Below are 12714 nucleotides of genomic sequence, written 5' to 3'. Positions count from 1 at the left end.
ACTAGACAATTTTTTTGCGGTGCCTCTGCTTGAACTCAGCCGGACTCAAGTAATCCAGAGAACCGTGAATCCGAATATGGTTAAACCAGTGCACATAGTCATGTAATTCTGTGGTTAGCTCAGCAAGACTTTCAAAATGACGTTTCTTCACAAACTCTGTTTTGAAAATTTTAAACGTGGCTTCCGCAACGGCGTTGTCATAGGGACAGCCTTTCATGCTCAAAGAACGTTCAATCTGAAAAGCCTCTAGCGCATCGTCAATGAGCTTATTCTTGAATTCATTGCCTCGGTCGGTGTGGAAGAGCTGAATGTCATTCAGGTTGCCCTTAATCGAAGCCAAAGCACGGTAAACCAGCTTGGCATCCTTGTGTGGCCCCGCACTGTAACCGATAATTTCGCGGTTAAACAGATCCACAAAGAAGCATACGTAATTCCAATATGAACCTACTCTAACGTACGTCAGATCGCTTACGACAACAGATAACGCCTGCTCTTGCTCAAATTTCTGGTCCAGTACATTCGCTTGCTTGGCTTCATTGCATCTCGTGGGATGAGGCTTGTACTGGGCGACTGTATACGAGGAAACCAACCCGAGTTCCTTCATGATTCGTCCAATTCTCCGCCTGGATACCGTAAGGCCTTGCTGGTACAGCTCTTTTTTAATCTTACGCGTACCGTAGTTTTGGCGGCTGCTTTGAAAAATGTCCATAATCAGGGAGGGAAGCTCATCCTCCGATGTCACTTCCACTTTGTTTTCTTCATAATAATACGTGCTTCTAGGGAGTTTTAGGACGTCGCACATGGCTGATACCGAGTATTTATGTTTATTCTGGCGAATGACATTTACTTTCGTCCCATGATCAGCGCGGCTTGCTTTAAAATGTCATTCTCCATGAGCAGTTGCTTGTTCTGTTTTCGAAGTTCGATGAGTTCTAATTCCTCTGGAGTTCGGTTGTCTTTCTCTTTAAAGGATCCAGATGTGGAACTCTGTTTCACCCATTTATCTAACGATGAAGGATTCAAATCATATTCTTGAATGATATCCTTGCGTGGTTTGCCACTCTGATAGAGTTGAACCATCTGTGCTTTAAATTCAGTGCTAAAGGTACGTCTTTCCTTTTTTTTCATGTCCGTTCGCTCCTTCTAGAGTGCATCTGTAGTCTACTATATTAGACCACAATTTTTCTGTCTAGAAGAGTGTAGCCGATCCACTTATTGTTGTCGAACTGCTATGTCCAAATTGGTAAGGATGTCTTTATTATTTTGGATAAGAAGGAATGGAGTGATTATGTGGAGTTGTACCTGTATCGCTGCAAGCAGGATTTTGGTTTGGAGGTGGAGGAGTGACAAGGAGCCTAGAGCCGATGATAGATTTCTTCCTGCGAGAAAAAGGTGAGCCTGTACATATCAATGGTGTGCGACAGCTTGTTCTAATTCAGGATGCGACAAATACCATTCAAATGACCGATGAAAAAATTATTCGAGCAGCAACACCCTTACATACAGGAGATAGCGTTGATTATCGTGATGAACGGTATCTGATCACCAGTCAGGTGGATCGAAATGAAAAGTCTTGTCGAGGCAGAATGAGAAAGTGTAATCAAAGTTTAGCGTTGAATTGGAATGGAAAGGTGAGATGCTTTGATGCTGTGGTAGAAGCCAGAACGTTTTCAATGGAAACAGGTAAAGTTATTTCAATAACGGAGGGCAACATTCTGGTTAGTCTACAGGACAATGCAGATACGAGGGGTATTACATTAAGCCAACGATTTTATATGACTCATCAGCCATTTAAAGTGACTGGAATTGACCGCACAATGAATGGCATTATTCAGCTAAGCTGCACATTAGATAGCATAAATACAGCTTATGATGACGTGGAACATAACATTGCGGACAAATGGAAGTACGAAACTGCTCACACATACGCATTACATATCAATCAGGGAACGATAGCCCATGTGCTGCTCAACGAAACAATACAGTTAAATGTGAGCGCTGCGGATAATGGAAATGAGATAGCCAATCCAGCGATTACCTATACATCCAGTGACCCAAGTGTAATTAGCGTAGACCAGCAAGGTCAGGTTATGGGCATCGCTTTGGGACAAGCAAGCATCACTGCGAAATTAACGTATCACCCAGCAGTACAAAGTACCATTGAAATGAGAGTCGTCGAAACAGGAACGCATATCTATTCGATAGCCATTACTGGCAATCCCATTCTCAAAACAGGCCAAAGTGCATCATACGTCAGTCATATCTATGATCATGGAGTGGAAGTGTTTGACCAGTCTGTAGAGTGGAGCCTACGAAATCAAGATGATTCGACTCCTACTAAGGGAATCATAACAACCAGCACAGGAAATAGCGTAACGATAAAAGCAGGAAGCAGTAGTGGGGAGAACAATAAAGCCCTTGCACTGACTGCCACCTTAGTAAGTGATCCTAGCATGTCCGCAGAAAAGAACATTAGCCTTAAGAATTTATTTTAATCTTTATTATCTATCGGCTTGCCCTAGAGGTGAGCCATTTTTATTTCAAAGGAGCACATACATATGCAACGAAAATCTATTGATTACTTGCTCAGTCTGAGTCTATTGAAGCAATTAAGATCACAACAGTTGATAACAGAAGAAGAATTTATTGCGATTGATCAGCTTAATAAAAAATCTTTCAAGTAGCTATAACATGGGCAGAAATGGACTTGATGATGTGCCGAAAGCATTATACCATGTGACCGTATAAAGAAGATATCGAAGGGAGAAACGTCTATGGCACAAGCCGCATCCGCAAAAAAAGTTGTGATTGTTCCCATTAAAACGATGGACACCGTAGAGGGAATTCAATCTATACAAAAGAAGAAAGTCGCTGCCTATTGCCGGGTCAGTACCGATTCCGAGGAGCAAAAGGAGAGCTATACGAATCAGGTGAATTACTATACCCAATACATTCAAAACAACTTGGAATGGGAAATGGCTGATATTTATGCCGATGAAGGGATCACTGGAACCAGTACCAAGAATAGAACACACTTTAACCGGATGATACAGGATGCTCGAAACGGTAAACTGGATCTGATTCTGGTCAAGTCGATTTCGAGATTTGCAAGAAACACACTAGATTTATTGAAATATGTACGGGAACTCAAAAGTCTCGGAGTCGCCGTATTCTTTGAACGTGAGAATATTAATACACTGGATACCACAGGTGAGGTATTGCTGACCATTCTGAGTTCACTTGCACAAGACGAGAGTCGAAACATTTCGGAAAACAGCCGATGGGGCATACTACGTGGCTTCCAAAACGGCAAAGTCTTCTGCAACACGAATCGCTTCCTCGGCTATGATAAGGATGAACATGGTGAACTGGTCATTAATGAGAAGGAAGCCGAGATTGTGCGGCGTATATATGAGGAGTATCTGGACGGAAAAAGCTATCAGGCGATTGCTAGAGGATTGATGCGAGACCACATTAAAACAGTCACGGGTGGCGATACGTGGTGGGATTCCTCCATTACCTTAATTCTGACCAATGAGAAATATTATGGAGCCTTGCTGCAACAAAAGACGGTAACGGTAGATTTTCTAACCCATAAACGAATAAGGAATAAAGGACAGGAGCAGCAATATTTAATTGAGGACAACCATGAACCGATTGTTTCCAAGGAAATATTCGAAGCGGTGCAAAAGGAAAAGGAACGGAGAGCCAAGCTGAAAGGGAGTGTGATGGGGGAGAGTAAAAGATACTCCAGTAAATATGCACTCAGTAGCAAGGTATATTGTGGATGCTGCGGAGCTATTTTTAAGCGCCGAACCTGGAACAGCAATAATCCATCCAAAAAAGTGGTATGGCAATGCAAAACGTATGTCAATGAAGGTAAAGCAGCATGTGATGCCAAATCGGTTGATGAACAAGTTTTACATTCCGCGTTTGTACGATTGTTCAATCGGATGTATGAGAACAAGGAAAGATTCATACGAACGTTGAAAGGGAATATTGTATCGGTACTATCGGGCAAAGTAGAGCAAGAAACACTATTGGACATTGAAGGAAAGATGCAACAATTGAAATCCGACTTGAAGGAATTAGTGAATCTCAAGCTGCGGAATCAGATTGACGAGACAGTATATGATGAAGAAACGAGCAGACTTTCCAGCGAGCTCAATGAGCTACGGCAACAGATGCTGATATTAGAGGAGGAAGAGGATCAGAAAGCAAAAATCAAGGAACGAGTCGATGAAATCATTCAGGTACTAAGCTCGCGGCAAGATATACTGGAACAACTTAACGATAACCTATTCAATGCGTTGGTGGAGAAGATCACGATTCTCTCACCAGCGCATTTTGTTTTTACCTTGAAAAGTGGAATGAGCATAGATGAAATTATAGAAGATTAATAGATCATTGTTAGAAGTATTGACGAGTAAACGAATCATAGGCTAAAACGATCAATGGGCTAACGAATATTTGTGGAGTGTATGACGGGAAGGATCAATCGAATCCCGTCTTTAACTCCTTCCATATAGATGGATTGTTTGTCCTGACTTAGTTGATAGCCTATTGCTTCTTCCCATTCGGATAGCAGATGCTGAATATCCTCGGTTTGGTTAATTTTGAAATGATCCATTTGAGTGAATAGATTGTTGTCCTCTGATGAACATGAAGCCTGTTGTTCACTGGCTAGTTCTAATTGATAAAACCGTTGGCGTAACGCTTCGAGAAACCAATCTGGCCAATTTGACATGATACATTTTCCCTCCCGTAGTTTGAGTGTGTGTATGGTAACTCTGATGGGGAGGGATGGCAAGTCATTGTTTATTGTTTGAAATTAAGTTTCAGATTATTTGCTTGGGAGAACAAGAACTTCACTATAATAAACTTTTTTAGGGTGGCTAGCTTTTACTATATCCATTCTAATGGGGATTATCTGTTTAAAAGTAACGGTGCTGTAGAGAAAATAGGTCAATTATGGATGGTTTTCACCATAACTGACCTATTCTAAGTAACAGCTTTCCACTATTCAAGCGATAATATTTTGCTGTCGTATGCGTAAAACTTCGAAGGGGTAGTTGAAGTAGGTATTATATAGTAAAATTTGTTAATTATTAAATATTGATGTAATTGGTACTGTGAGCTTCAAATGGCTAATCCATGTAGCTCTCAGCGGTGTGAATATGTCTTATTAAATCTAAGTCTGGATATCTCTTATCTAAAGAATATAATATGTCGATATACTTTTTACTCTGTAAATTGTACGCCACTTCTTCGAAAACCTCACTTAAATATGAAATCTCTGTTTTATTGCATATCTGCAAGAAATTTAAAGTTGAGTTTTCGTCTTCACTCAGTAAATTAATTAATTCATCCCATTTTTGTTCTATTCTTGGATCGTTATCATCAAGTAATGCCCGTGCACCCAAGATTGCTCTAACTTTTTCTTCAAACATTAAATATCCTCCTTAAAATTATGGTTGTAGCATATTATCTGGGAAAATGGTTCCTATCTCTCCATTCGTTTTGATAACGCCAACTCTAACACCATTTAATTCTTCGAATATTGGTATTCCATCCATTGTTTCTTTGTGTTCAGGCATGTTAGCAATATGTTCTCCGGCATTCTTTATATCTGCCTTAGTCCATTCTTTTGGAAACCATGCTTGACCAATACCTGATCTTTTTCCTTTAGACTTATGTCCTGGTACATTACCAACCCTAACTCCATTGGAATAAGTTTTTTCTATATTATATTCAATTCCGTTGTTCTTAAGAAAATCTATATTATCCTGACCATGTCCACCCCCACTCATTTTCGATATCTTTCCTGTTTTTGGATTTCTAGTGAAATCACCCATGTTCGCATGGTCCAATGATTTTTCACTGACTATATGTGTTTTAGGTGGAATATTGTCCTGCGATTTAACAATTTCTTTTTCTTTTTTTAAATATTCTTTTATATTTGAGGCTTTTCTTGTATTTGTACTCTTAGTTACATTATATATGACCTTCTTTTGAATTTTATTATTTTCTTCTCTAGTTGCCTTGGAGGCAGTCTCTCGTAGCATTTTCCTTGCCTGTTGATCCTGTTGTTTATATTGGTTTTTCGTTGTTAACCTTTCATTTGGCTGTGGTTTGTAGCCTTTGGTTTCAAGAATTTGGTTATTTTTTGGGGTAGCTATGTTTTCTCTAGCTTCTATTTGTTGTCTCGCTAATAATTCCTGGACTCTTACTTTTGCACTTACTCCAGAAGAAATATTAAAGAACCCTTTTCCTCTACCCAGTTTTGAAAGTATCCCCTTTAATTCTTTAGTGTGGTCCATACCCCCTCGACCCCCAAACATAAGAGGGTTCTCTGTGATAATAGCATAGAACATCCATTTCTTCTCTTCTTCGGATACTCCTTGCTTCCTAGTTAGCATGAAGAAATCGCCGGGATAATTATGTTTCCATTCACTATAGTATTGGCGATCCGGTTTACCGTCACGAGTACGTACAAGACCATCTTCTCCTCGATAACTCCCCGGTTTAAGTTTGGGTGTAAAGTCTTCGGTATATGCTGCCCTAAGATAATCCTGCCAGATTCTTTCGTAGTCTTCTTCTGTCAGCTCTGGTGGCGCAGCTTCTTTTTTTACTTTAAGGACAGCTTTAGCTCTAGCTTCTTTTTCTGCTTTAAGAGCAGCTTCAGTTCTAGCTTTTTCTTGTTCTTTATAATCCCTGAGCATTTTATCTCGAACACTTTTAGGAACCTGCTGATAGGCATGAACCATAGCCTTTGACTCTTTCAGCAGGTTTTGAACTAGCTCTAATGGGCCACCGGAATCCGCCACATGACGCGCACTCGTGTACACTTTCCCCAAAATCCACTTGCTATAGTAGGCTTGTCTCGCTTGCTCATGCTCGTATTGACTAATCAGTCCCTCAAGGGCTAAACCAGCCAAGTATTTCAACGGATGAACCCCGCTATCCTTGCCGTTGCCTCCAATCGTAGGAGTTCCCTTGCTTCGAACGGGGATGGCTCCAGTTGCTTGTAATATCGTTGCTGCCACTTTACCTGCTGGCCCACCTACCGTATTCAACATCACATTGGCTACGTTCCCTACTACGGGAATGGAACCTAATAGCTTGGATACTGTCCCCATCAAAGCATTAGCCTTCTGAAGCTCAGCTGGAGTCGTAATTTTTGCTTTAGGGGTAGAGGCTTGGCTGCTAGATGAATCCTTGGCTGCTGATTGAGCTGCTTCATACGCTTTGATGCTCATCAATGGAGGCTCAGGTACAGGAGGGAGGTCAGCTACGAAAACGGGAGCTTTTACCGTACCTTCCTGATATATCACCGGAGCTTTGGTATCCGTTTCGCCATCGAGCACCATGCTGCTGGCTCCACCTTTTAAGTATAGCGCCGTACCAGCTTCGAGAGATAGTTCCTCACCTGCATCGAGCTTCACATGACCACCCTGAATCTGCACATTCCCCGGACTGTTAACGGTAATGCCACCATCTTCATTTAGTGTAATTGAAAATCCATCCGAGGTGGACAGGGTCAGTTCTTGCTCCGACATTTCTATGCCGCTTCCTTGTGCATGCTGCCAGACCTTAACCTCTGGTTGTCCATGAGCGTGGCGTTGTTGTCGCAGTGAATCCGTTACATAGGCATCCTGTTCGTGGTGTGTAGGCAGATATAACTCCACCTGTTCCCCGATTTCAGGCATATCGTACCATCCGCTATGTTCTTCGGCTACATATCGAGTCGCTACGGGAAACCAGCAGGCTTTGGTAGGATCTTGCTTCGGGTCGATGTCCAGTTGAAGCTGTACGAAATCCTGTTGTACCTTGAGCACCGTTCCTGTCAATGAAATTCCGGTAGCCTGATCGTTTTCATAACGGGCATAGCGGATATCCTGTTCAGCTTGAAGATCATAACGAGTACGCAGTAAGCCATCTGCTAACGTTGTTACTGCCCGAACGACGACCAACTCTTTGCCTTGTCCAATGGGCAACGTGATAAGGTTGCCCAGCGCATAGTATTGCAGACTTTCGATCATATAAGTGACATATGAGCCAGCATGTTCCCCTGGTTTTCCCGTATCCAGCTCATGAAACGTTTTTCGTACCCGATAAAATACATCTCGTTCCACCTTGTACTGCTTGCCTTCTGGCATCCCGAAGAAAACTTTGGGTGAGGCTGCGGTTACCTCTGGCACAAGTACGGAGCCAAAGCGGGAAGCAAGACGCTTTAAAAACGCCCAATCGGTCTCCTCATATTGTAAAACAAATGTCTCCAGTTTGGCATAGTTGCTTACCGTATCAATGGCATCTCCGTACTGATACTTTCGAACCAGTGCAGTGACCAGATGATCATAGGTACGGTGAATATCCTGATAGGATCGCTTTTTGATCTTGATATCCATCTGATAGGAATGGGAAGCGGCCTCCAGTTCAAATGTATATACGCCTCGCACACATTGTACGGACATACTCGTTACAACCCCATGGAACAGCCTTCTCAGCGATTGTCCCTGATCATCCAACTGACGAATCACAATCGGCTCTTGCTCCATATTTTGTCCGATGCATGCGGCTCCCTGTTCTTCGGAGAGCAACCCACTGATATGTAAAAAGGCATGGTCGTTGATGGTACGTGTTATTTGAAGTTTTTCGATGTGTAGTGGCTGAAAGGGACCATAAAAGCGTAGGCTTTCATACCCGATCCCATCTGATAGTAGGCTCAAGTGAGTTTATGTCTCCTTTCTAGATACGATAGTTATTTACAATTAACGTACGCTATTTTAAATTCGCTTCTGATTATAGAAGCCACAGATGGGTACAACAGTGAGTCAAGATAGATATGTATTACAAGGTTTGCTTGGTATAAAGGTACGAGAGGTGATATTTAATAAACAACCCAGCATATGTATTTATCGGTTGAAAGAGAGATTTAGTTTACAGAATGACCCATTCGTTGGGGTATTTACTATGTGTAATACTGGAAGGGAGAGGTATGGGAAGAGAGGAATTTAGAATGGAGATACCATATAATATGAGGCGAGAGGGGCTATCCCTTCCCTCGTCTCGACACATCATTCTACTCGTACCAAGAACGGACGACAATATCAAGAAGAGGGCCACAAATTCTGCGGCTTGCCCGCCTGTAATCATGGCTATGTCCACGGACATTCGATAGGCTTCTTCGTTTCCATTTAATGTCGGTGCGTGATGAACGGGGAGGGGGGACATATACATTAAACAGGTCAATCATGGTGGTATTGACCTGTTTAATGTAACGCTACAGCGGTATTTAGGTTATATGTCAAGCATTATTGTGCGTACATCCATATTAGCAAATCTCATACGGGACTGATGAAGGTTAATTCTGATTGGGGTAAGCCGCCCGATTCATTCGGCACTGGATGGGGTCTATTTTCACCTGCAGCTGCGACAGGGACAAAAGGAAAAAGAGACCACAATAGGAGGAGTGACTGGCTCGCATTGTGGGTTCTATATAGATTATGCATCGGAGAATCAGGAAACGTACACTTTATATTACTTTACAGGCACACCTTGATCAAGGAATTGCTCATGTTTTGCAATCAACGTTATGTAACTATCGTTGCAACTATTAAAATAAATCCTATCACTAGACCGGCAGGGCCCCAATAATGCATAGGGATAAAAAACAGACTGTTCTGGGTTCCCATTCGATAGCGTTGCCCCGTTTCCATATCAACTAGCACTTTGTCCGAGTCGGCGTTGAGTGCTTTCCCCAGATACCAGATAATAACTCCAGACACAATGAATACAAAAGCCATCGGCAGCCGGGAATCTATTGAGTCAAGTCCTAGAGCGGATACTAAACTCCCGACAATAACAAATAAAATCCCTGGAATAACAATATTTAAAATACCAAAACCCTTCCAAACAATCACATGAAAACTTCCTTTCTGGTTATGTTTACGTTAATAGTGAGTCCCCCTCGTCGAAGATTGGATAATAGAATTAAGGGGGCGTAAAAAAGTTTACACGAAATGATAGACAGACTCCTAAATTACAGGAAACCATATTTCATATGGGAATAAACAATCCTCCACTAGTACATTTGGCTCGATATGACCGTACATCACGATGTTTTCCATAGGTGTCTCCTTCTGTAGTTGTGTTTAATAAGTGCCATTTTGAAAATTCCAAGCAAGCCTATATTGTTATTCCTAAACCCAGCATATGTATTTATCGGTTAAAAGAGAAATTTAGTTTACAGTATGACCCATTGGAAGCGGTATTTACTATGTGTATTTCTGGAATTAGAAGATATGGAAGGGATGGTTAGAGTAGATATACCGTATAATAGGAGGCGAGAGGGGTATATATCCTTTCCATCCACTCGACACATGTGGAGTGCGTGGTAGTAATATATCGGGATAATAAGCATTGATGTACGAGGGCTAGAGGGTAATTTGAATATGTTCCTGCATTCAAAAAATCGCTTTAGGGTTGAGTGCGGGAATATGTATTATTTTTATTCACATGGCATATGGAGTGCGTGGTAGAGGTATATGAGAAGGATGCATCCTCCGATTAATAATGAAAGTGAATTTTTGAGCCTCCTTTTATGGGAGGTTTTTTGTATTATTGTAATTACATTTTGTTTTATAAACTGTTCTAAATGTTATATTTACTTCACAAAATGTTATTATAATATTACTATAATAATGAGAGGAGGTTTTTTCATGTTTGCATTTGGCGATATCAGCAACCAAGTTTATTTACTGCGTGCTGAACGGAGATGGACCCAAACAGACCTAGCCAAAGAACTAGGCGTAACAAGACAAACGATTGCTGCAATTGAGAACAATAAGTTTGTGCCGTCGCTTGAGCTTGCATTTGCCATAGCATATGTATTTAAAAAAGAAATTACTGAAGTATTTCATTTTGCAGTTTATGAAGAAAACGAGGAGGAATAATACGATGGGTATTTGGATAAGTATTATTATTTTAGTAGGGATACTATTAAATTTTATTTTTTCGGTTAGAGAAGGAAAAGATGAACGGTGGAAGCACATTATTAGCAGACCCCTAAATTATGCATTTTCTTTATTATTTATGGGTTATACTGGGGGTAATCTTATCTCTGTGTACTATAATTTTGACTTAGTTACATACAAAATGTACTATGATTATCTTTTTGCTGGCGTATTAGTCGTGTACATTGTTCTTTTGCTTATTGAGAGAAGGAAATTATCTTGAACTCAAAGAATTATGGCTCTACGCTATACTGCGTGGTTAAAGACACTTTTAATTAGGTTGTTAGAGAGATTTGATATGGAGCCTCTGTGGGTATGAGTACTCGCTAAAGCTGAGAGGCATAGGGACTTCGCGATGCTTACCAGCCTAGCCATGTCGAGTAGCGAAGAGGCTGATTTATTTTAAGGAGTGGGCATGATGGATAAAAAGATGAGTAGCATTATTTGCTTTCATTGTACTGGGCTTATTAAACCTTTATGGTACAATATGATTAGAATTGTAGATATTCAGGAAGCTCCAATAAATATTGTTGGTTATAATCCTAATACTAAATTAAGGTGTAAGCGTTGTAGTCGAGATTTACAGTTTAGAGATTTATATTTTGATAATGAAGATGAGTATAATACATTCATGAGAACGGCATTAGAAAAAATTGCATCAAAAGTTTCTAGAGAAATTTATTGCTGTGATAATTGTAGTGGCTACATAATTGAAAGACATGTTTATAACGTTAATAAAGGCGAACCTCGTAATTTGATAGATGAGAATAAGTATGGAACTTATATCACTTCAATATTAGAGGAAAATTATTTGCCTGAAAATACTTTTGATTTGATTTCGAAATTACTCGTATGTCAAGAATGTGGCTATGGAACTACTAGATATATACATGGAAATCCAAATAATAATAAGTTTGATAAGTGGGATAAAGTTTATCTTAAAAGTGAAGTGAATGAGTTTTGGGGATGGAATATCATTAAATTTGCAAATAAATTTGATATATCTATTCATGAGTATGAACTTGAAGTTTTTAAAAAGTTTTTGTATCAACAACCAATGTTAGCTCTCTTAGATGAAACAGGAGAGAAGCTTTACAAAGCAATTAAACAAAGTATGGATAGAGGCAATTTTGTTGTTCTTAGTAAGGAAGAAAAACTTTTTAGAGGAAGGATGAGATATAAGGATGAAAAATCATTTCTAGAACACGAAATGTGGAATCCTCCCCACGGAATAGCTAATCATGGGAGATATAATTCAATTGGCAAATCAGTTCTTTATTGCAGTAACCAAAAAGAGGCAGTACCTTTTGAACTTCATCCAACAAATGAACAGATTATTGATATTGTTACATTTGAAGTTAATCATGAAGTGAAATTATTTGATATGGATGAAGCTTTTGAAGATTTTGAAGGTTTTATAGCTACACTAAATTCTGAAAGCAAATTATTGAAACAAGAATATCTGATTACTAACTTTGTTGGTTCCTGTTGTGAAGCTGTTGGATATGATGGTATTAAGTATAGTGGGGTTGGAAATGCTGAATTGGGATATGATAATTACGCACTATTTGATAATGGAAAACTAAAAGAACTATTAAGAGTTATGAGCGATACAGAACCGTTCAGCGTTAGGGTATCTTACGAAAATAGTCGATATCGGGAAAAGAGTATTGATGAAATGTTGAGATTAATAATTTAA

The 12714-nt window shown here is 40.1% G+C and carries 11 protein-coding genes; 6 read left to right on the top strand and 5 right to left on the bottom strand.

The annotated features are described in order from the left end of the window. Position 1: 1 nt before the first annotated feature. Positions 2-1128 (bottom strand): IS3 family transposase gene (locus ACQ4MX_RS09890; protein WP_431090370.1). Its coding sequence is split into 2 segments (ribosomal slippage): positions 2-879 and positions 879-1128, totalling 1128 coding nucleotides; the frame shifts between segments, so codons are not numbered across the junction. A 215-nt stretch (positions 1129-1343) separates the two neighbouring features. Here ACQ4MX_RS09890 and ACQ4MX_RS09885 point away from each other — a divergent pair. From ACQ4MX_RS09885 to ACQ4MX_RS09875, 3 genes are all read left to right on the top strand, one after another. Continuing rightward, positions 1344-2495 (top strand): Ig-like domain-containing protein, encoded by a 1152-nt coding sequence (locus ACQ4MX_RS09885; protein WP_431090369.1) that lies wholly within the window; start codon positions 1344-1346, stop codon positions 2493-2495. A 63-nt stretch (positions 2496-2558) separates the two neighbouring features. Then, positions 2559-2684 carry an SHOCT domain-containing protein gene (locus ACQ4MX_RS09880; protein ID WP_404521938.1) on the top strand — a complete coding sequence of 42 codons (126 nt, stop codon included), beginning with the start codon at positions 2559-2561 and terminating at the stop codon, positions 2682-2684. A gap of 90 nt (positions 2685-2774) precedes the next feature. Next, a complete protein-coding gene (locus tag ACQ4MX_RS09875) occupies positions 2775-4400 on the top strand; it encodes a recombinase family protein (protein ID WP_431090368.1) in 1626 nt (541 codons plus the stop codon). A 59-nt stretch (positions 4401-4459) separates the two neighbouring features. Here ACQ4MX_RS09875 and ACQ4MX_RS09870 read toward each other — a convergent pair whose 3' ends face one another. The 4 genes from ACQ4MX_RS09870 to ACQ4MX_RS09855 all read right to left on the bottom strand — a co-directional run bounded on the left by ACQ4MX_RS09870 (position 4460) and on the right by ACQ4MX_RS09855 (position 9923). After that, positions 4460-4747: a hypothetical protein gene (locus ACQ4MX_RS09870; RefSeq protein WP_431090367.1), complete on the bottom strand. Its 288-nt coding sequence runs from the start codon at positions 4745-4747 to the stop codon at positions 4460-4462. Positions 4748-5147: 400 nt separating this feature from the next. Further along, positions 5148-5450, bottom strand: a complete 303-nt coding sequence (locus ACQ4MX_RS09865) for a hypothetical protein (RefSeq protein WP_431090366.1) — start codon at positions 5448-5450, stop codon at positions 5148-5150. Positions 5451-5468: 18 nt separating this feature from the next. Further along, positions 5469-8729 (bottom strand): EndoU domain-containing protein, encoded by a 3261-nt coding sequence (locus ACQ4MX_RS09860; RefSeq protein WP_431090365.1) that lies wholly within the window; start codon positions 8727-8729, stop codon positions 5469-5471. A gap of 864 nt (positions 8730-9593) precedes the next feature. Beyond that, positions 9594-9923 (bottom strand): hypothetical protein, encoded by a 330-nt coding sequence (locus ACQ4MX_RS09855; protein ID WP_431090364.1) that lies wholly within the window; start codon positions 9921-9923, stop codon positions 9594-9596. Positions 9924-10721: 798 nt separating this feature from the next. Here ACQ4MX_RS09855 and ACQ4MX_RS09850 point away from each other — a divergent pair. From ACQ4MX_RS09850 to ACQ4MX_RS09840, 3 genes are all read left to right on the top strand, one after another. Next, positions 10722-10955 carry a helix-turn-helix transcriptional regulator gene (locus ACQ4MX_RS09850; RefSeq protein ID WP_431090363.1) on the top strand — a complete coding sequence of 78 codons (234 nt, stop codon included), beginning with the start codon at positions 10722-10724 and terminating at the stop codon, positions 10953-10955. 4 nt (positions 10956-10959) lie between these two features. Beyond that, positions 10960-11238 (top strand): hypothetical protein, encoded by a 279-nt coding sequence (locus tag ACQ4MX_RS09845; protein ID WP_431090362.1) that lies wholly within the window; start codon positions 10960-10962, stop codon positions 11236-11238. Positions 11239-11430: 192 nt separating this feature from the next. Continuing rightward, positions 11431-12714, top strand: a complete 1284-nt coding sequence (locus ACQ4MX_RS09840) for an RES domain-containing protein (protein WP_431090361.1) — start codon at positions 11431-11433, stop codon at positions 12712-12714.

Source organism: Paenibacillus sp. 8b26, from assembly GCF_050626875.1.
In the GTDB taxonomy this organism is placed as follows: domain Bacteria; phylum Bacillota; class Bacilli; order Paenibacillales; family Paenibacillaceae; genus Paenibacillus.
This window is presented reverse-complemented; position numbering and strand designations above follow the sequence as displayed.